The sequence below is a fragment of the Cognatundibacterium crateris genome (assembly GCF_010078235.1).
GTDB lineage: Bacteria > Pseudomonadota > Gammaproteobacteria > Burkholderiales > Burkholderiaceae_D > Undibacterium > Undibacterium crateris.
This window is the reverse complement of record NZ_JAABOS010000001.1, coordinates 648,881-670,337: the sequence shown is the minus strand read 5'-3', so window position 1 is coordinate 670,337 and position 21,457 is coordinate 648,881. Positions and strand designations below refer to the sequence as shown.

Here is a 21,457-nt window from a genome sequence, read left to right as displayed (position 1 = left end):
TGATACTGATGCGTAAATCCACACTAAGCTGTTTAACTGTGCTGTGCCTGCTACTGCCCCCACTGAGTCAGGCGGCAGGGCTGGCGCAGGTGGTGGATTATGGCGATCCGAACATCTATCGCGTCTGGCGGCAACTGGCAGCGCTGGAGCGTGGTGAAAGCAAGGATGTGCTCAGGATTATGCAGTTTGGTGATTCGCATACCGGTGGCGATTACTTCACGCATGCGTTTCGCGACCGCATGCAGCAACGTTTTGGCAATGCCGGCATAGGCTGGATCACGCCGGGTTACGTCAAGAATCAACGCTCAGCCCAGGTCTTGATGAAAATGGCCGGTAACTGGAAAACCCGTATCGCGCGCGCCAATCCTGAGAATTTCCCGGTAGGCGGCGTCGCCAATCTGCCTGACCCTGGTGCTTACATGGAGATCCAGCCCAAGTTCCCGGTCAATGGGCCGCTGCGCGTCAGTGTCTGGTCGCGCCGCAGCAGTGACGCTACGGCGGGTGGCTGGCGCATCGTCATGCCAGATGGCGAACAGCGTGAACTGGCCGCGCCGCTGTCGCAGGATTGGCAAGTCAGTTATGTATATGGTGCCGGTAATGAGCAGAACAGTTTTTTTCTGCGTGCCGATGAAGCACCGGCGGAGCTGGGCGGCATCGTGATTGATACGCTGGCTCCCGGTGTGACGGTGGATGCACTGGGTGTCGTCGGTGCGATGCAGCGTGTGATCCTGCGCTGGCAACCGGAAGCCCTGCGTGATCAACTGCGCTGGCGTAAGCCCGATTTGCTGATTTTATCGTATGGGACTAACGAAGCCTTTGATGCCAAACCTGACTTTGATGCCTATTACAGCGACCTGCAAACTTCGGTACGTAATCTGCGTGCCGCTGCGCCGCAAGCCGCGATATTGCTGATCGGTGCACCGAATTCAGCCAGAAAAACTGGCCCCGGCGAGCAAGTCGGCTGCCGTTATAAAATCCCTGCAGCCTTAAGGAATGTGCAAACTATACAAAAGCAAATCGCGATCGAGGAAAAACTGTTGTACTGGGACTGGGAAAAAGCCATGGGCGGTGCCTGCTCGATACAGCGCTACGCGGCCGCCACACCGCCGCTGGCGGGACAGGATCTGATCCATTTTACCGAAGAAGGTTACGAACGCAGCGGTGCCGATTTTTACGAGTCATTTATCCATATGTATCAGCGTGGACGTAAGTCGCGCTGAGTTCTCATTGCCGACCCTGACGCTGAACCTGACGCTGTGATGGTTGTCAGCATCACAGCGTCAGCAGTTTATAAGGATTTCACGCACAGCCGGAAATCAGGATCATCTTCATAAGCCTGTATCCGGAAATCCAGACTGCGCATCAGCTTGAGCATGGATGCGTTTTTAGTCAGCACCAAACCTTCTATCTGGCTCAGGCCGCGCTTGCGTGCCACTTCTATGATGGACAGCATCATGCGCGAGCCCAGACCCTGACCGCTGAATTCATCGGCGATCAGCAAAGAAAATTCACAGCTGCTCTTATCGGGATTGGTCACATAGCGCGATACACCGATGATTTTTTCCGTCTCAGCAAAGCCGCCATCGGGCAGGGCGGTGCGTTCCGGATAGATTGCCACCAGCGCCATTTCCCTGTCATAGTCGATCAGGGTAAATTTGGCCAGCATGCGGTCAGACAATTCCTTAATCGAAGACACAAAGCGGAAATAGCGGCTTTCATCTGACAGCCCGCGCACCAGGGTTTGCAGCATATCGGCATCATGCGGATGTAGGGGACGCACAATGTAGCGGCTGCCATCGCGCAGAGGGAATTCCATTTCCGAGTCGGACGGGTAGGGCGAAATCGCCAGATGCTCATAGTTACCGGGCTTGAGCGCCACATTGTCGATCACGATACGTGCATCCACCACCACCGCACCGTCCTCATCGACGATGACCGGGTTGATATCCATTTCGCGCAGTTGCGGCAAGGCGCATACCATTTCCGAGACACGCAACAGGATTTGTTCCAGTGCTTCCCGGTCGACGGCGGGCGCGCCGCGCCAGGCTTGCAAAATACTGGACGACCTGACTCTTTCTATCAGTCTGTGAGCCAGGAATTGATTCAGCGGCGGCAGTTCCAGGCTACGGTCGGTCAGCAGTTCTATCATGACGCCACCCACACCGAAGGAAATCACAGGACCAAATAATTCATCGGTCGATACGCCGATGAATAACTCGCGTCCATCCGGTTTGCCCGACATATTCTGTACCGTAACCCCATGGATATTCGCATCCGGACACAGCCGGCTGACGCGGGTCTGCATATCCTGCCAGGTATCGCGTACCGCCGCGGCATTGACGATATTCAGCGCCACCCCTTGTACATCGGACTTGTGCGGAATGTCGGGCGAATCGATTTTGAGTGCGACCGGATAGCCCAGCTGATTCGCCACCAGCATGGCCTCAGTGGCAGAGCGTGCCAGGATAGTTTTGGTGACTGGGATATGAAACGCCGCCAGCAAGGCCTTGGATTCCATTTCGGTCAAAATTTTTCGGCGCTCGGCCAGCACACTTTCAATCAGGATGCGCGCCCCTTCTATGTCTGGCTTGGCCAGCTGTGATAAAGGTGAGGGCACCTGGCGCAGCAATTGCTGGTTCTGGTGGAACAGAGAAATATGATGGAAGGCATCGACTGCCGCTTCCGGTGTGCGGAAGCTCGGTATCGCTGCACGGTACAGTATCTTGCGTGCGTCAGCGACCTGTTCATCGCCCATCCAGCAACTGATCATGGTTTTGCCCACATTCGGCTGTTCATCAGCCAGCGCCTGCGCAATGGTACCGGTGTCGATGCCGGGCGTAGGTGACAGGATTACCAGCATGCCATCGACTTGCTGGCTATGGGCGCAAGCCTGAATCGCAGCGCGGAAATGGCTGGCATCGGCATCCTGGCCCAGATCCAGTATGTCGCGTACACAGGCCAGCGGCGATAAGCGTGCCTTCAGCTGCTCCGCATCGGATGAGGTGAGGGTGGCGAGTTGCAGGCCCAGTTCATTCAGCACATCGGCTGCCAGCACTGCAGGTCCGCCGCCATTCGAGATGATTGCCAGTCGCCGTCCCACAGGCAGATAGCGCGCCGACAGGCATTTGATGGCAGCAAACATCTGCACCATAGAGCGCACCCGTACCGCGCCGGCGCGCTGCAGGGCAGCATCGAAAATCGCATCGCTGCCGACGATGGCACCCGAATGGGTTAAAGCCGCTTTCGAGCCATCCGGCTGACGGCCAGCTTTGAGTACGATGACAGGTTTAGCATTGGCCGCAGCGCGCAGCGAACTCATGAAGCGCCGCGCATGGCGTATGCCTTCCAGATATACCACGATACTCTGGGTATGACGGTCTTCGGCCAGGAAATCCAGTACCTGGGCAATGTCCACCACGGTATTCGCACCCAGCGATACCACAGCAGAAAAGCCGATACCGCTTTTTGCTGCCCAGTCCAGTATAGAGCTGGCCAGGGCACCCGATTGCGACACGACTGCAATGCTGCCTGGTCGCGCCAGTTTGCCCAGCACGCTGGCATTGAGCTGATTTTTAGGTCGCTGGAATCCCATGCAATTCGGGCCCAGTAAATGAATATTGTGCTGACGTGCGATTTGGTACAAATGCGCCGCGAGCTGGCTGTCGACACCATTGGAGAGGATAACCGCGGCCCGGCATTGTATGCGTCCCACCACTTCGAGTGCGTCGGCTAATTGCGCATTCGGCAGTGCGATTAATGCCAGATCGGCGCGTGAGGCTGCCAGGTCACCCAGTGTACCTGTCATGCCGATGTCCAGATAGCTGACCGGCCCTTGAAAGCCACTTGCCTGCAGGTCCGCAACCAATACTCTGGCGAGGCTGCCGGGTTGTTCAAGGGCTTGTTCAGGCGGCTGTTCTGACGACTCCTGTGGTCCGGCAAAGACCACAATGGATTGTGGAGAAAATAAGGATGACAGGTAGTGTTTGTCCATAATCGTCTTTGTAAAGTGGTGTGGCGCAGCAGTTCAATCGGCGCCGATCAATACCCGTACATGCGCGGCGACACTGCGTCCCAGCGGCGACAGTTCATAGCCGCCTTCCAGGCAGGACACGATGCGGCCACGTGCATGTTTATTGGCGACTGCCACGATTTCTTTAGTGACCCAGGCAAAGTCGGCCTCCACCAGCCCCAGATTACCCATGTCATCTTCACGATGTGCATCGAATCCGGCTGAGATAAAAATCATCTCCGGTGCAAACGCGTCCAGCGCAGGCAGCCAGTGTGCCGCCACCATCTCGCGGAACAGCTTGCCGCCTGAGCGTGAGGGCAGGCCGACATTAATCATATTAGTCGCTTTGGGAATATCACCACAAAATGGATAGATATCTTTTTCAAAGCTGGAGCACATTAAAACACGCTGATCACCCGCCAGAATATCTTCACTGCCATTGCCGTGATGTACATCAAAGTCTATCAACGCCACCCGGCTAATGCCTTGCGTGTCCAGCGCATGCAGGATCGCCACCGCGACATTATTGAAAAAGCAGAAGCCGCCAGCCGCTGCGCGTTCCGCATGGTGGCCGGGCGGGCGGATATTACAGAACGCGACCGGCGCTTTACCGCTCGCGACCAGCTCCGCCGCCATCACCGCAGCCCCCGCCGCTCTTTGCGCAGCCCGGTAAGAGTAAGCATTGATGCGGGTGTCGGGATCGATCTGCACATAGCCATCTTCCGGTACATTCGCTCCGGTTTGAGCAAAATTCTCCAGATAAGCCTCAGTGTGCGCTTGTGCCAGTTGCTGCTGTGTGACCAGCGGCGGATCAAACGCATGCATGTAATCGAGCAGTCCATGCATCAGTAACTGATCATTGATTGCACCCAGGCGGGCCGGGGATTCCGGATGCTGCTCTCCCATATCGTGCAGGAGGCAGTCGTGATGCGTAATGTAGGCGGGTAGCATTGGGTCATCCTTCGCATTGATGCATCTATCATAAGCCCGCTGTCTGAATCGAGGCTTACAAAATTACAAAGGCGGCATTGCCTGCATTCGGACTTAGGAATTTTGAAGCAACAATGATTAACAGAAAACACAGAGAATGCTCAATATAATCAAAGAAATTTCCACATGGAAATGTTAGGGCGCTTGCATGCTATCGCTTTTCATTTAGCCCGACCATATTGGTATCCGTTCATTGCTGCTTTGCCTAGGCTTGGAGGTCATGATGAAGTTCTCTCAATTGCGTCTCAATACCCGCCTGATTATAGGCTTCGGCGTTATTCTGCTTTTTCTTGGCCTGGTCGCGGGGTTTGGCTTGTATGGTATCAAAGTCAATAACAATTCTTTGCACCATGTGGTTGATGTCAATGTGCGTAAGATGGCCTTACTTGAGGATATGAGCGATGCCGTGCACGTGACGGCGCGCGTAGTACGCACTATCGCTTTGCTGTCAGATATGAATGAGATGCTGGAGCAGAAAAAGAAAGTCTCCGCTGCCAATCTGAGTTACGACAAGGCGCTGGCGGAGCTGGCAAAAATGCCGCTCGATGCCAAAGGTAAAGCATTTGTGTCAGAGATCATGCGTGATACCGAAGTCGCAGGTAAACTCAATCTGCAATTCCTGGAATTGGGCATGTCTGGACGTAAAGAAGAAGCGGTGAGTTTATTGATGACACAGGCGATTCCGGCCACCGCCGCCTGGCAACAGGCGATTCATGATTTTATTGAATTGCAGCGTAAAAAAAGTCTCGATGACGAACATGCTGCGGATAGCGAGTATCAGGAAGTCGTATGGATGATGTCCGTCGGTAGTGGCGTGGCAGTTGTACTCGGTCTCGCAATTGCGATCGGTATCCGGCGTTCGCTAATGGGTGAAATTGGTTGTGAACCAGCGTATGCCAAAACGGTGACGCAATTCATTGCGCAAGGGGATCTGACCGCTGCAATTGATCTGCAGGACGGTGACAGCCGCAGTCTGTTATATGCAATCAAAGCCATGCGCGACAGCCTTGCTTTGATCGTCAATGAAGTCCGGGACAGCACAGAGTCGATCTCGACAGCGGCGGATCAAATCGCAGTAGGCAATAATGATTTATCAGTCAGGACGGAGCAGCAGGCCAGCTCGCTCGAAGAAACCGCAGCTTCACTTGAGGAGCTGACCAGTACCGTCAAACAAAACGTGAATCATGCAGAGCAGGCCAATCAGCTTGCGCATCAGGCAAAGAGTGTTGCCTCGCAAGGTGGCAATATGGTAGCCGACGTGATGGAAAATATGGATGCCATCACCCAGGCGACTGTAAAAATCGTGGATATTATCGCTGTGATTGACGGCATCGCTTTTCAGACCAATATTCTGGCGCTGAATGCGGCAGTGGAGGCAGCACGTGCTGGCGAGCAGGGGCGTGGCTTTGCCGTAGTGGCGAGTGAGGTGCGGCAATTGGCGCAGCGCAGTGCGATTTCGGCGAAAGAAATCAAGGCTTTGATCAATGACTCAAATGAAAAAGTCCGGCTAGGCAGTGAACTGGTCAAGCGTGCTGGCAGCACCATGGATGTGGTCGTGTCCAGTGTGCAAAATGTGGTGGATGTAGTCAATGAAATTACTGCCGCCAGCAGCGAACAGAATCAGGGCATTACGCAGATTAACGTTGCCATGGCCAGAATCGACCAGGGTACTCAGCAGAATGCTGCCTTGGTCGAGGAGGCTGCGTATGCATCGGCTTCTATGCGCGAACAAGCTGAAAAACTGACCGCGCTGGTTGGTGCATTTCAAGTCATTCGTGCTGCCAGTCAAGCCAGACTGACAAAACAAAAAACGATGAAAATAGCAGGTTCAGCCCCCAGGCCTGCAATGATTGCGTAGTCACCTGCTTGCGTAACAATTCATGGCCCCGGGCATGCAGCCATTTGCACTTTTATCAGTAATGCAGTTGAGGGTGTGTCTGCAAATCACAAAAAGTGCGCAGCCTAAGGCTACTGTTGCTATGTGGTCAGCGACATAGAGTAAGATCAAGTCAGGGGCCGCGCTGGCAGCAAAATGATTGCCGGTATTTTTATCCGGATACATGGCAAAAATGCTTATCATCTACTATAATCTGTGCCTCGAGTCGGGGCGTAGCGCAGCCTGGTAGCGTACATGCATGGGGTGCATGGGGTCGGAGGTTCGAATCCTCTCGCCCCGACCAATAAAATCAAGGACTTAGGCCAATCAACAGATTGGCCTTTTTGCTTTCTGGAGATTTACCAGCGTTTAATTCCTTATCTTCGTTTCCAGCGCCAGCATGGCTGGGTTTGCAGCGTCAAAAGGCTGTCGTTCGCGACCATTTGTCGCCTGTCCTGCGGCACTGTGGACTTGCAGTTTCGCGCTGGTGCAGGAGGCAACGAAGTCCCAAATGCGGGCAGGTGAGCGGCCCATCAAATAGCGTCAACCCCTATGCACTGTTAGGGTTTATTAAGCTGCTACTGAAAAAACGGAATGCCGAAGCTGGTGATGGAAAGAACGGCTCCAATCCTGTACGCGCTGGTTTGCTTGAGCCTGAAGCGCTGCCTGTTCCGCAGTGGCGGCCAAGCAAGGATCAGGCATTCCCGTCACCTGCGCTGTCGCGCACTTGGATGAGTCAGCCCCGCATGTGCACGTGATTTTGCTGCCGATCAAAGACGGGCATTTTCGCGGTAGTGAAATCATGGGGAATGCCAACACCTTAAAAGCCTTGCGCCGCAATTGTGTAGAAGTGGTTGGGAAGAAGTACAACCTGGTCAACGAAACACCTAAAACCGGGAATGACAAAAAACGCGATCTGGAATTTGCGAATGAGTTGATTGAATACATACGCGCAGAACCCGCTGTACTGACCGAACTCCGCTTACGCCAGTTGCTCTCTGAAATATTCGCTAAGAACACCGATAAACTCCGGTCAGTACTTGCCAATCAACTGCGAAAACGTGCAAAGCGACACAAAGCCAAATCCTTCGTTGGCGTCATGACGAAGAAGGTGAAGTCTTTAAAGTCCGATTTTGTGGCGGCATAAGTCCCATAACACAGCAAGCAAAAATGGCCCTCATAACGTTGAGGGCCATTTTTCTGATCAAGTACAACAGCGTGTTTGAGTCGACCTATTTACCCTGGTAAGCCCATCAGCTGCTGGCGCTGCAAGGTACGCAAAACCAAGGTGCGCAGATGGTGCGCATAGAAATGGGGGGTGCAGTTTTGCGTACCTACGTCTAAAGACATGGTTCCAAGCTGGCGCAGGAAAGTTAGCTCCGAAAGCTCTTGGATTTACATTCGGCAAAACTGAGTCGAGGATCTGTGAGGATTTGCCATGCAGCTGATGCCGATCAAGGTGTCACTGCAATACGTTTGATTAACGTCGGACGCGAGGTAATGTTCACTTTCCCGTGTGTGTCCCAGGGCTGAACTGTTTTCCTCTCCTCCCTTTAGGCGCATGTTCACGTTGCTCGTGATTTAAACAGCCTTTCGCTTTTGCTTGTTGTGAAAAAATAGTATCAATAACAAAAACAGCAAGAATCAGTGCAGATGAATCAATTCTGCAGCAGGCACTCTTTCCTCAGCAGGATTCCTCAGCAGGCCGCCCAAACAACAGGAGCACTAATCAGATTGCAATGCCAAAATCAGGACTGCCAAAATATGCCTTGAAATTAATTGTACGAACGCCAATAAATCTTAAATGTGTGTGACCGAACAGTCTGTCTTTAACTAGTAGTGCATTCTCAGCCCTCATTCACACCAAAGGGAGAATTAACATGACATACGAAGCACGCGATACCTACGGAATGTATAAAGACCGTGGACACAAAGGCCCTGGCCCTGAATTGATGGGGGCGAATACGCTGAGTGGAGAAGATGTCTATAACACGAAGGGCGAACACTTGGGCGATATCAAAGAATTCATGCTGGACATGTATTCTGGCACAGTCGCTTATGCAGTTCTTTCGATTGGTGGCGTCTTTACCATCGGCGAAAAGCTGTTTGCTGTGCCGTGGAGTGCACTGAAGCTTGATACCGTAAATAAACGTTTTGTGCTTGACGTTGAGAAACAGCGCTTTGCCAACGCACCGGGTTTCAACTCGGATGACTGGCCCGACATGGCCGACAAATCATGGACGGATACTATTCATACGTATTACGACGGAGCTGCAACTCATTGATAAATTTTTGGCGAGACATGACGGTTGTCGGTTGTCTGTAAAGAGAATGTCATTCTCGCTAATTTATACAGTGATCCGAGAGGCTCGGGCGCGTCGGCTAAGATATGGGCTTTTGTGACTAAGCAATTCTTTTGAGAGTCTTCTTAGTGCCGATGTGATCAGATGCTCTTGTTCAGTCATGGTTGGTTACGGATTGTTAGCTTTCGAAAATAAGATTCAAAATCAAGGTCCAACTGTGCCCGTATTTCAGGGTGCGAAGTCGTGCACAACAGTTATTTAATCATCAATTGAACCTAAGTTCAGCACGTCATTTTTCCAAGTAATTGGTTATCCACTAGCTTAGTGAATAACCAATGCCTCTAAGTAACGCCAATAGCATAATTAAGATCGCTGACATATCTATGCCCTCTCACCAGAGAGCTATCAAGCCTATTCACCTCCATTGAGGTCAAAATGAAATATTTTTGCCTCAAATAAAAATCTATTTTTTGAAGAAGTATGTGAAATTGAATATGTGCATTGCCGAACAGAAGTAATGCCGCGCTAAATATATAAGTGATTGCGTGGGGTTCGAATTACAAGACGCGTTTTGCCGACGGTTCGAATTAGATTAAAAAATGCTACTCCTCATCATTAAAGGATTTGAAATGAAAAGCGCAATCAAAATGTTATTGATAGGGGCCTCAGTTGCCTTTGTTATGCCTGCAGTCGCGGCAACGGCCGACGCCCAAACAACCTATGACGCCGCCAAGAATAGTGCCGCTGCTGACTTTAAAATTGCAAGTGCCCGTTGCGATGGAATGGCGGGTAATTCAAAAGATATTTGTGTTGCTGAAGCAAAGGCTGCGCGCATTAAAGTCGAGGCCGATGCTCATGCGCAGTTTAAAGGCACTGTTAGCGCACGAAGTAGCGCCCGCAAGGATATTGCAAATGCTAACTACGATGTAGATAAAGCTAAATGCGAAAACCAAGGCGGAAATCAAAAAGACGTGTGCATAAAGCAGGCTAAGGCGACCATGGCTGCTGCAAAAGCTGATGCGACTGCCGACAAAAAAGTAATGGATGCCCGCACCGACGCACGCGACGACAAACAAACAGCTAATTACAAAGTTGCGCTTGAGAAGTGCGATGAACTATCTGGCGTAAGTAAAAATACTTGCATAGATTCTGCCAAAAAAAAATACGGGCAATAATCGCATAGAAGTAATAAATCGCAGTGCAGCAGCTGAAATCTGGGTATCAAGAGTACTGCGCAGCGATGTTTTCAGTCCTGGATACGTATCGTCGTTGAGGTGGTGCACAACTTAAATGACGACAAACGACTCCCTGAACGTCTGGCAGCATTACGTAATAGTTTTAGGCCCCAAGATTTGTTTTGTCATTAATAAATATACTTTGGAGAAGGCGATGAACCTACTTTTCAAATTGGTCATTGCGGTGGCTACCATGTCATTGTCAGCTCATGCTATGGCGCAGATTACACTTTACGAAGATGATGGATGGCGCGGACGCACCTTTTCAGTTTCACGCGAAGTTGGTGATCTGAAACGATATGGTTTCAATGATAAAGCCTCTTCGATCATTGTTGAGAAAGGCCGGTGGGAAGTATGCGACGACGCAGGTTTTGGCGGCAAATGCATGATTCTCCAAAAGGGTAATTATTCATCGCTGAGATCCATGGGGATGAATGACCGGGTCTCTTCAGTAAGGCCAGTCAATCCTCGCGGTCACTACGACAATGAAGCGCCGCAACAAACAGAACCGGCATATGAATATCGCCGTCGTCCGAATGAAGATATCTTTCAGGCACAAGTTACCTCAGTACGTGCCGTTTATGGTGATGCGGAACAGCGATGCTGGATCGAGCGTCAGCAGGTTAATGATGCTTCCCAAAACAATATCGGTGCAGCAATCGTTGGAAGCATCCTCGGCGGTGTGCTTGGTCATCAGATCGGCGGTGGAACTGGTCGTGATATCGCCACTGCAGGTGGGGCAGTGGCCGGTGCGGTTATTGGTTCAAACCTTGGTGGTAAATCTGGAGACAGCTATTCAAAAGACGTACGCCGTTGTCAGACGCTGCCAAATCAAGAGCCCGACTTATGGGACGTCACCTACAATTTTCGTGGTTATGAGCACCATATGCAAACACGCCATGCGCCAGGTGCAACCATATATGTTAATCAAAGAGGTGAGCCTAGACAATAAAATTGCACTGAGCTTTTCAATAACCTAACGGTTGATCGTTGTTGAAAAGGTATTGCTTGTGTCTATGTGGAGTCAAAGAACAACGGCGATACCATCGCATGCTGTCGGAGCAGTATATATAGCATCTGCGGTTAATTTTCATATTCCGACAGACATCAATATTTTTTGCGTGCTGATTTGAAAGTGATCGACTCTGAATGGTGAAGGTGCAATATTCACCATTCAGAATTAAAAATATCAATGCAGTTTTACGCTAATTTGTCCGTGCTGTCAGACTTGAGGAAGGACTGCGGAGACCACAGAGCGACGTAGAACTGCTTTGCTAAGGTCTACTCCGCGTTGCTTAAATGCGGTTTGCCATGATCCATCATCAATCTCTGACTGCTTTACTTCTCCCTCTGCAGGAAAATTTTGTTTTTCACGAACAATGATATGAGATTGATGTTTAACTGGGATATATTCGACCCAGTTAACCCGAACATCATGATAGTGACCATCTCCACCGTACACTGAGACCACAGCTGTCCTATTAATTCCTTTAAAACCGGAGGCTGTAACCTGAACTGTTTGCGTGTTATCTGCTTCAACTTTAGAACGTGTTTTTAACAAGCTTCTTGTAATGCATTCAGGGTGTTGAAATACTGCTTCACCAAAGTGATTAGCGATAGTTTCATGCTCCCAAAAACACGAATGACTCGAATTGACACCTTTGTAGATATCGTTGTGGGAGCGATGTTGTTGGTAGAGCGGAATTGCCAACAAAGGTGCGATGCCGAAGAAGAACGATTTGAAAAAATGATTATGATAATCGTTGAAAAATCTCCGTGCATAAGCCAATTCGTAGCTATAAAATTTTTCAGGTTGCGCACTAATATCAGTCGACACCATATGTGCTGGCTCAACTAAATTAATCATGCGTCTTTTTTCAAATTCGAAATCATCCCCGTAGCCGACTTCTTTGTCTTTTAGTAATTTATGCATTTCCTGCTGTGCAAGCGGGGTAAATAATAGTCGGAACTGAACTTCATGATCGCGATCAGTTGCTCCAAACATCGCGTCGAATTCGCGATTGGCCATGACAGTGAATCCACCACCATTTTCAATGTTGCGAGATTTATTTTCGAGCTTTTTAACAGCGCGGTCTTTTTTCCAGTTTGCGATCCACCCGTCACCTAAGGTCGAGAGGTTAGATGGTTGTCGACTGAAAGAAAGGTCTGGTGCAGCTTCATTACCATAAATAATAAATGAGCGATGACCATATTCAGGAAATGGCTTCTCGACCGAAGCATTCAAGGTTTGGTGACGTGTAACGGTAGTCCATCTTCCGCTTGAATCCCGTTGACGTTCAGTCCAACTGATCTGGCGCGATCCATGATAGGTTTTTGTCCCCATCGAATGCTCTAGCGTTTGGGCAAGTATAAATGGATTGCCATTAATCACTCCACTATGAGAAAAAACGATGGAGCGCCCTTGATTGAATTGATCATTCCAGCCAAAGCTGTTGCGAAGCTCATCCAAACGCCCATTGGAGAAATAGGGATCGAGGTTAATGCGCGGAACGGTTTTTTCCAATAGTTTTGCCAAGATGTCCCATTTGTAGAGGCGATTAAGCGGTGCCATCTGCTGCCATGCTTCTTCACGTTTTGCATCCCGTTGCTGTTCCAGATTTTTTAGGCGTGCATTAACGTCGGCAATTAATTTGTTGAGTTTGTAGATGGCAGCACCAAATAGGCCCGCTGGCACAATCATCCACATCAATGAGTAATTGTTTGCATAGACATAGAGCAAGGAAAAGGCGAGTGCAGCGATAGTGCAAACCCGCAAAATCCCCCACCACTTGCTCGCCGAGCTTTCACTTGAGACTCCCGTTTCAAGTTCGCGAAGTTGCTTAACAGTTACAATGTTGGCGTTTTCGTCAACACCTGATTGACGCACCAGATCCTCGAACAACTCAGATGTGTTTCTGGCGTGAGCTTCTTTGAAGTGTGTTTTATAGAGCTCAAGTGGCTCGTGGACGTCCTCGATCAAAAGAATTTACTCCTTGCTGCGGCTTTGGTCTCGGCGGATGCGGTGAATGGGATTCGTGTTGTATAAGCTGCGCGGGCAGCAACGATTTGCTTTGTTGGCCAAGCAAAAATATCTTGATTCCACATAGCGACCGTATCGTTATAAAGCGTACGGGCAGCGGTAATTTCTTTTTGAAGGTAGCTGTTTTGGCGCATGGCATCGGCGATTACCGCCTGTGACTTAAGGTCAGGATAGGACTCAACCGCAACATGGATACGGGAAAAAATGCCATCAAGTTGCTGTGATGCCTCATTGCGCTGGGCGTCTGAACCTAGGTTGTGACCGCTACGATAAGCTGTGACTGTTTTCATCACATCTGTGTCGAGATCAATCGATTTTTTCACCAGACCAACCACGTTTTCCAGGATAACTACACGTTGCTCTAGGTAATTATCGATTTGAGAAGCATCTGCTTGGATCTTTTGCTGAAGGGCTCGCAAATAAGATAGTGCTTTGACTTTCATGAACTGAAAAATCGCACCTGGCAATACACCACCAACAATCATTTTTATTGCTTCTTCTTTTGGGAGTACCCCGGCGAGCAGGAAAAGGATTCCTAAAGCCGGAATGACCGTCCATAGTGCAATCTCAAAAAGAAGCGAGCCAGTACCCACAGTAACTGGTATTTGCTTGTTAATAACATTGATATCGCGGCCATTTGCATCAACTGGGCCAGTTACTTCATCCAATTCATTTGACATTATTTAACCTTTTAGTTTGAAATCGGGCATTCTCCCATAATATTAAAATGTAGACAATAAAACGAACTTCAAATGTTATGTGATGAACTGGTGTGATGTGCAACGTTGCGTTCTGGCTTGGCTAACGCAGGAAGTTGCTGCTGGAATTCGATTTCCTGGTAGAAACGATAAACGTCCAGATTGAATTTTCAACAAAAACGTGGAACGTAATTCGCATTTCACTCGAGATCAGCGCTTGGCGGTATTTGTCGTTGTTTCGGTTTTTTTACGGCTGTTTATGAACGCTTTATTCAATAAATCATTCATAGTAACTTTGCGTTCGCTAACGGTTTTAGATACGACTATTTGATATTGCTACGGTTCTTTGCGAAAACGATGTCGTTGTTTCGTCTAATAGAACTAGATATTGCAAGCGACGGAATCTCGCCGCACACCCTCTTGGATTTCCTTTTGGCACACCGCAAAAAATTAAAATGACCGCAGATATTTATGCGATAGGTCAATATTTAGTTGCATATTGACAAATATAATTTTTATAATTAATGTTGATGCAATTAAAAGGTCGCGCTAATTATCTGAAGTTGGTAGGTATTGATTGGGTAGCCAATACATAATTTAACTGTTTTTGCTCAATGACAGACACGACGGATTACTACAAATATTGGGGAAAGGCTAAGCCTGTAGGCGATAGCGCTGACAAATTTCATTTGTTGGTTTTCCACTCATTGGATGTTTCCGCAGTGGGCGTAACGTATTTAAAAAAATCTCCAAATTTTCTCAAGGCGGGTAGTCAGTTATTGAACTGTTCTGAGTCCGCGTTTTTAGAGTGGGCAGGTTTTCTGCTGGCATTGCATGATCTGGGTAAATTCAGTGAAGCGTTTCAGTCGCAACGAGATGACTTGATTTGGACTTTACAGCAGCGCCATTCTAATCCAGGCAAGTCATACACGGAGCGGCATGACTCATTGGGTTTCTGGTTATGGGATGATGATCTGGTTGAGGAAGGCATTTTACTCAAAATTGGCATCGATAACTCATCGCGCACTCAGAGAGGATTGCGTAGTTGGATGCAGGCAGTCACCGGGCATCATGGTATGCCACCGAAAGTGCGTGGTCAGGTTAATTCGTTTTTTCTCAGGGGTGATAAGTACGCTGCCGGTCACTTTGTGCAGGCAATGGCAAGCTTACTATTAAGCGACGAATCCAGGAGAATTCCGCTTCAGACAGGGGCTGATTTTGAAACGAATAGTCAAATGCTGTCATGGTGGTTTGCTGGTGTTACCGTATTGGCTGATTGGCTGGGGTCGAATACGAAATTTTTTTCTTACCAGCAGCAAGCGCAAGATGTAGAAACATACTGGTCTAAAGCACAGGAGAGGGCGGAGGACGCGTTAGCACATTCCGGTGTGTTGCCTGTGCCGGTCATGCCGGGGAAACAGATCAGGGACTTTTTCTCATATATCGATGAGCCATCGCCGTTGCAGCACTGGGCAGCAACGGTAGATATCCAGCAGTCGCCACAAATTTATTTATTAGAAGACGTTACGGGTGCAGGCAAAACAGAGGCGGCGGTCATGCTGGCCTATCGCTTAATGGCGCAAGGTGCGGCAGAGGGCTTTTTCATTGGATTGCCGACGATGGCAACAGCGAACGCCATGTATCATCGGATAGCGGATGTCTACAGGATGCTCTTTGAGGGAAATGCGAATTTAACGCTGGCACATGGCTTCAAAACTCTGGTCGATAAATTTGCCATTTCTATTCTACCTGACGACGAACCAGAGCATGATCCTGCTCAGTCAGATGAAACGGCGACTGCCCGTTGTACGGCATGGCTGGCAGATCATACCAAGCGGGCTTTACTTGCATCCGCAGGTGTTGGCACGATTGATCAGGCATTGCTTGCTGTTCTCCATAGCAAGCACCAGTCTTTGCGTTTGCTCGGCTTGTATAACAAAGTATTGATTATTGACGAGGTTCATGCATGCGACGCCTATATGCAAGGCGCATTAGAAGTACTGCTGAATTTTCATGCTCGGACGAATGGTTCTGTGATTTTGCTTTCCGCCACTTTGCCTGCGGACATGAAGCAGAGCTTGATCAGCGCTTATGCCAGAGGTCGTCATCAGACAAACATTCCGCTTATTAACTCCATCGATTATCCATTAGCGACTTGTTGGTATGACGGTCAGCCGAGGCTCAGTGAAACCGCGCTTTCCTCGCGGGCGAATGTTTCCCGGACAGTACAGGTACATTACGAATCCGATATTGATACAGTTTATGCGCATGTAGATGCTGCGTTAAGACAAGGGCAATGTGTAGGATGGATTCGCAATACGGTCGCAGATGCGATGGCAGCTTACGAGCGGTTTGCAGTCAGTGTCCCGTCAGACAAAATCACCTTATTTCACGCTCGCTTTTCTTTACAGGACAGGCTGAATAAAGAAGCCCAGGTATTGCAGTCTTTTGGTGGTAACAGCACACCTGAAGACAGGCAAGGTCGTTTGATGATAGCAACTCAGGTCGCAGAACAGTCGTTGGATGTGGATTTCGATGTCCTCATCAGCGATCTTGCGCCTATAGACCGCGTACTTCAAAGAGCAGGGCGCTTGCAACGTCATGTACGTGATGCGCAGGGCATGCGCATCAGTGGGGAGGATGCAAAGGATGGTCGCCCCGCCGCATGCTTATGGGTATTTGCGCCCACATGGACAGTGCAGCCCAAAGCAGACTGGTATGGCGCTGTATTTAAAACCGGCCAATACGTATACAAAAACCATGGGCAATTATGGCTCAGTGCACAGGTGTTGCAGAAAGGCTGTTTTACGATGCCAACTGATGCACGGACGATGATCGAGCATGTGTTTTCGAAAGATACCGTATTGCCCACGTCACTGACGATGAGTTCCTTGAAGGCGCAAGGTCAGGATATGTCCGAAGCCAGTCTGGCTCAGCAAAACACCCTCAAAATAGCGGCAGGTTACCAGCGCGGAGAGATCGGGGATTGGTGGAGTGAAGCGAAAACACCTTCCCGTCTTGGCGAAGAAACGACAGAGATCATGTTGGCAAAATGGGCAGGTAACAATCTGGAGCCGTGGTCGAGTGGCGTCTGGACATACAGCATGGTGAAGGTGGCCACACGCATATTGGCGCGGATCGACCCGCCTTCAGAACCTGCTGCGCGCATTGCTTATGACCGATTACATAAAACATTGCCGGGTGAAGGGAAGTGGTGTGGCTTATTAGCTTTGTCGCAGCAAGCCGATGGTGTCTGGAAAGGGCAGGCATGGACAGCTGCAAATGAAAAGTCGGGAAAAAAAACAGAGCTGCTGACCTGGTTGTATGACGAGAATTTTGGATTGAGAGTGGAGGGAGCCGGTGCAGAAAACGCTGCACCGGATTAATCCCCATGAGAATGGGGAATGGGACTTTCAACAGGGTTATATACGGCTCATCCCTAAACTTTAGGGAACTCAAAAGTCACATTATATAGGCGGCAATTTGTAAAATGAAAAAAATTTAAAATCAAAAGGGTTATATACTTAAAAAAAATGTGCTAATCTTGATCTTGGTTACGGAAATCAAATGATTTACTGCTCAATCAGGAGAGTGCTATGTACAAAATTTACTTACAAAAACCAGATCAACGTATCTGCTCAAAAACCATTACTGCCAGTGAAAAGGCAGCACTTGCTGCTTTTGAGGAGCTGGTTGATCGTACAGACTTAGATGGACTGAAAATTATCGCTGTCCTTAGTTGTAAAGATAGGCAGTTGGCGTTGCATGAATTTGATCATGCTGATGAGCGGGGTGGTCGGGGTAATTTTTGGAGAGGTCGTATAGGTGAAATTAATTTATCAAAGTCTGTTGGTGGTCGACAGCAAGACATGTTTGGGGTGAGTAAAGAATGATTTCATTAATGACAGAAAAATGGCTGCCAGTTCGCCGCAAGACTGGCCGCATTGACTGGATTGCACCTTGTCAGATAGTTGAGGACGATATCCTTGCCTTTGCTGCTAACCGGCCTGATTTTAATGGTGCGCTGGCACAGATGATGGTTGGCCTGCTGCAGACAACTTCGCCCGTAAATACTGAGGGAGATTGGGAAGAGTATGTCGATTCGCCGCCAAAGGCTGAGTTGCTGCAAAAATGGTTTGCTCCGTTTGCTGATGCCTTTATCCTGGATGGTGATAGCGCACGCTTTATGCAGGATTACAGTCTGACAGCGGGCACAGAATGTGCGATTGACGCACTCTTGATTGATGCCGCAGGTGGCTCGACGATTGATAAAAATACCGATCACTTTGTTAAGCGTGACATCTTTAAAACGATGTGCCCGCATTGTGCTGCAACGGCCTTGATGACCTTGCAAACCAATGCCCCGGCAGGTGGTGCGGGAAACCGTACCAGCTTACGTGGCGGTGGCCCATTAACCACGCTGGTGGTGGCAACGCCTTCGCGCAGCCTGTGGCACGACCTGTGGCTGAACGTAAAGCCGCAACGCCTGTTTCTGGAGCAGGGCGGCGATGCACAGAAAACAGCAGCCCACTTCACATTTCCATGGCTGGCTGATATTGCCAAAATTCAGGCCGCAGGTGGTGAGACCCAGCCGCTGCAAACCCATCCTCATCATGTGTTCTGGGCGATGCCTCGCCGTATCCGCCTTGATTTTGCTAGTGTCCAGACGGGACAGTGCGATATATGCAAGCGCGAATCGACGCAATTGATACATCGTTATCTGACCAGGCCGCAGGGCTTGAATTACAAAGGTCCATGGCGCCATCCATTTTCCCCCTACTACGAGACAAAGGAAGGCTGGTTGCCCGTGCATCCGCAGCCCGATGGATTCAGCTATAAACATTGGTTGTCCTGGGTGATGGGTAGTTCGCACAATAAAAAAAATGTGCAGGCAGCAAGCATCGTGAATTATGTTGAAGGGCAGCGCCGGAATAAAACAGGAGCCTTGCGTTTATGGGTGTTTGGCTACGATATGGACAACATGAAACCGCGCTGTTGGTATGAAACCCGGTTTCCTTTATATCAGCTTACTGATTGCGATCGCGCTACCCAGAAGAATTTTCATGATTTTGTCAAACGCCTGATTGAATCAGCAGAGCAAGCTATTTTTTACTTACGACAGGCGGTCAAGCTGGCTTGGTTTGGGGACAGCGATTTACGGGGTGATTTAAGTTTCGTAGATAAAGCTTTTTGGGATGGTACTGAGCCAGATTTTTATCGCAATCTGGAAAAATTGATCCGGCAAGCACATTCTGAAAATGGTATCAATGAAGACGACAGTCATTTCCTCATCAGTTTTGGCGAGGTGTGGCTTAGCGTGTTAGCTAAAAAATCTTTGCACTTATTTGACGTTGATATTGTTGGTGCAGGCGCCATCGCACAACAAAATCCGCGGCGAATTGCGGAAGCCTATAAAGGTCTGGAAAGAAATTTATCTGGTAAAGCGATCAAAACAATTCTGCAGATTCCAATAGCGAATCAATCAGAAGACCCAGGCAAGCAGGGCAAATCAGGCAGCGTGAAAAAAAATCCAAAAACAAAGAAGTAACAGGTAAGCAGATAGTGAAAGTCAGACAGCACCGTTTATACCAATTGAATGTGAATGACGGTGACGTGCTTTGGTTTGATCGGTGCTGAATTATTGACCAGTTTACAAACGGAATCGTGTTTGCAGGAGTATTAACTATGCAAGAAAAAATCAGTTTCAGTCCTGAGAGTCATTTAGGGCAGACGTTGCATCAATGGTGGGTTGATCTGAAAGATGACCGTGCCAGCCGTGCCATGCTGCGTCGTTGTGCCACATTAGATGAAGTGAGTCTGAGTCCGGCTTATCAGCGTTTTTATCGTTACATGCTTGCACATCGCTGGCCTGCTGAATCGACAAGCACAGAAAAAGATAAATTAGCCGCTATTGCGAGTTTATTGGCGCATGTGACAACTGATGATCAGGACGCCGTTGCGGTAAGGATGTCAGTCTTGGCTGGCGATAAACCCTTGGTTTCAGAACTTCGTTTCCGGGGCTTGTTGAAAATTGACGATATGGATGTGGATGATTTATTCGTCAGTTTGCGCCGTACGCTTCCGCTGATCAAAAATCAGGTGAATGTTTATCAGTTGGCTCACGATATCTACTGGTGGAATGACATCACAAAAAAACGGTGGGCATATGACTACCGCTGGCCTGTCAAACAGAATGCTTAATCTCAGAAGTTATTTGCGAACAACATATTAATATCAAGGAAAAAACATGTCCCGTTATATTCAATTGCATATCCTGACCAGCTACCCACCATCCAATCTGAACCGTGATGACACCGGTCGCCCAAAAACAGCCGTGGTCGGAGACTCTGCACGCTTGCGTATTTCTTCGCAAAGCCTCAAGCGTGCCTGGCGTACTTCCGATATTTTTGAGTCTGTGTTGAAAGGGAATATCGGTACACGCACCAAAGAAATGGGGGTACATGTCTATCAGACTCTCAAAAAGCAAGGTGTCAGCGAAAAAAATGCGCGCGAATGGGCAAAAACCATAGCCAGCCAATTCGGAAAATTAAAAGCGGACAAAAAGAATGAAGGTAATGAAGACCTGCATGTTGAGCAACTGGTGCACTTCAATCCTGAGGAAGAACAGGCGATAGCTGCCTTAGTGGATAAACTGGTGGCAAATCAGGAAGCGCCCACCGACGAAGATCTGAAATTATTGCGCAAGCAGCATAGCGCCGCCGATATCGCTATGTTCGGTCGTATGCTGGCTGGATCGCCAGCCTTTAATTCAGAGGCAGCGGTGCAAGTCGCTCATGCGATCACTGTACACAAAGCAGCCATTGAGGATGATTATTTTACGGCTGTTGATGATCTGAATAAGGGCGAGACAGACCAAGGCGCAGCGCATATTGGTGAAACCGGATTTGGCGCAGGGGTATTTTATTTATACCTTTGCATTGACCGCGCCTTGTTATTGAAAAATCTTGGAGGCGATACAGTATTGACACAACAGACACTCAAGGCATTGCTGCATGCTGTCACTAAAGTATCACCGACTGGCAAACAGAATAGTTTTGCCTCAAGAGCTTACGCCGGGTATGTACTCGCTGAAAAAGGCGATCAACAGCCACGTACACTGGCGCAGGCTTTTCTGAAACCAGTGAAAGACACTGATACCTTAAACCGTGCAGTGACTGAATTGAACCGGCAGCGTAATAACTTTAATACCGTGTACGGCGACTGTGCAGACGCCGTGAAGGAATTGAATGTGGAAGCAGGAACAGGCAGCCTGAGCGAAGTCGCTGAATTTATTGTTGAGTAAATC

At 49.1% G+C, this 21,457-nt stretch carries 15 protein-coding genes and 1 tRNA gene; 12 read left to right on the top strand and 4 right to left on the bottom strand.

Features of this window, described 5'->3' with window-relative positions; genetic code table 11:
- Positions 1-8: 8 nt before the first annotated feature.
- Positions 9-1,220 (top strand): SGNH/GDSL hydrolase family protein, encoded by a 1,212-nt coding sequence (locus EYB48_RS02915; protein WP_162018765.1) that lies wholly within the window; start codon positions 9-11, stop codon positions 1,218-1,220.
- Between the two features lie 68 nt (positions 1,221-1,288).
- On the opposite strand, the gene EYB48_RS02910 is transcribed toward EYB48_RS02915, so the two are convergent.
- The gene (locus tag EYB48_RS02910) at positions 1,289-3,991 is read right to left on the bottom strand and encodes a bifunctional acetate--CoA ligase family protein/GNAT family N-acetyltransferase (protein ID WP_162018764.1); all 2,703 of its coding nucleotides are present in this window, start codon (positions 3,989-3,991) and stop codon (positions 1,289-1,291) included.
- A 33-nt stretch (positions 3,992-4,024) separates the two neighbouring features.
- Positions 4,025-4,960 (bottom strand): histone deacetylase family protein, encoded by a 936-nt coding sequence (locus EYB48_RS02905; protein WP_162018763.1) that lies wholly within the window; start codon positions 4,958-4,960, stop codon positions 4,025-4,027.
- Positions 4,961-5,219: 259 nt separating this feature from the next.
- Here EYB48_RS02905 and EYB48_RS19415 point away from each other — a divergent pair, with 259 nt between their 5' ends.
- From EYB48_RS19415 to EYB48_RS19410, 6 genes are all read left to right on the top strand, one after another.
- The gene (locus EYB48_RS19415) at positions 5,220-6,857 is read left to right on the top strand and encodes a methyl-accepting chemotaxis protein (RefSeq protein WP_162018762.1); all 1,638 of its coding nucleotides are present in this window, start codon (positions 5,220-5,222) and stop codon (positions 6,855-6,857) included.
- A 245-nt stretch (positions 6,858-7,102) separates the two neighbouring features.
- Positions 7,103-7,179 (top strand) — tRNA-Pro (locus tag EYB48_RS02895).
- A 372-nt stretch (positions 7,180-7,551) separates the two neighbouring features.
- On the top strand, positions 7,552-8,022 hold the full coding sequence (locus EYB48_RS02890) for a plasmid recombination protein (RefSeq protein WP_162018761.1): 471 nt from the start codon (positions 7,552-7,554) through the stop codon (positions 8,020-8,022).
- A gap of 733 nt (positions 8,023-8,755) precedes the next feature.
- A complete protein-coding gene (locus tag EYB48_RS02885; protein ID WP_162018760.1) occupies positions 8,756-9,160 on the top strand; it encodes a PRC-barrel domain-containing protein in 405 nt (134 codons plus the stop codon).
- 647 nt (positions 9,161-9,807) lie between these two features.
- Positions 9,808-10,353 (top strand): hypothetical protein, encoded by a 546-nt coding sequence (locus EYB48_RS02880; protein ID WP_162018759.1) that lies wholly within the window; start codon positions 9,808-9,810, stop codon positions 10,351-10,353.
- Positions 10,354-10,468: 115 nt separating this feature from the next.
- On the top strand, positions 10,469-11,365 hold the full coding sequence (locus tag EYB48_RS19410) for a beta/gamma crystallin-related protein (RefSeq protein WP_328823220.1): 897 nt from the start codon (positions 10,469-10,471) through the stop codon (positions 11,363-11,365).
- A 270-nt stretch (positions 11,366-11,635) separates the two neighbouring features.
- Here EYB48_RS19410 and EYB48_RS02870 read toward each other — a convergent pair whose 3' ends face one another.
- Positions 11,636-13,393 carry an MAG1210 family protein gene (locus EYB48_RS02870; RefSeq protein WP_162018758.1) on the bottom strand — a complete coding sequence of 586 codons (1,758 nt, stop codon included), beginning with the start codon at positions 13,391-13,393 and terminating at the stop codon, positions 11,636-11,638.
- Positions 13,390-14,133: a LemA family protein gene (locus EYB48_RS02865; RefSeq protein ID WP_162018757.1), complete on the bottom strand. Its 744-nt coding sequence runs from the start codon at positions 14,131-14,133 to the stop codon at positions 13,390-13,392. Before EYB48_RS02865 ends, EYB48_RS02870 begins: the two co-directional genes overlap by 4 nt.
- A 632-nt stretch (positions 14,134-14,765) precedes the next feature.
- Here EYB48_RS02865 and cas3 point away from each other — a divergent pair.
- From cas3 to cas7e, 5 genes are all read left to right on the top strand, one after another.
- Positions 14,766-17,537 (top strand): CRISPR-associated helicase Cas3', encoded by a 2,772-nt coding sequence (gene cas3, locus EYB48_RS02860; protein WP_162018756.1) that lies wholly within the window; start codon positions 14,766-14,768, stop codon positions 17,535-17,537.
- 210 nt (positions 17,538-17,747) lie between these two features.
- Complete coding sequence (locus EYB48_RS02855; protein WP_162018755.1) at positions 17,748-18,044, top strand: hypothetical protein; 297 nt, start codon at positions 17,748-17,750, stop codon at positions 18,042-18,044.
- Entirely contained in the window at positions 18,041-19,699 is a 1,659-nt protein-coding gene (gene casA / locus EYB48_RS02850; protein ID WP_328823219.1) for a type I-E CRISPR-associated protein Cse1/CasA, read from the top strand. Before EYB48_RS02855 ends, casA begins: the two co-directional genes overlap by 4 nt.
- 137 nt (positions 19,700-19,836) lie before the next feature.
- On the top strand, positions 19,837-20,352 hold the full coding sequence (gene casB, locus EYB48_RS02845; protein ID WP_162018753.1) for a type I-E CRISPR-associated protein Cse2/CasB: 516 nt from the start codon (positions 19,837-19,839) through the stop codon (positions 20,350-20,352).
- 46 nt (positions 20,353-20,398) lie between these two features.
- Positions 20,399-21,454 carry a type I-E CRISPR-associated protein Cas7/Cse4/CasC gene (cas7e, locus tag EYB48_RS02840; RefSeq protein ID WP_162018752.1) on the top strand — a complete coding sequence of 352 codons (1,056 nt, stop codon included), beginning with the start codon at positions 20,399-20,401 and terminating at the stop codon, positions 21,452-21,454.
- Positions 21,455-21,457: the final 3 nt, after the last annotated feature.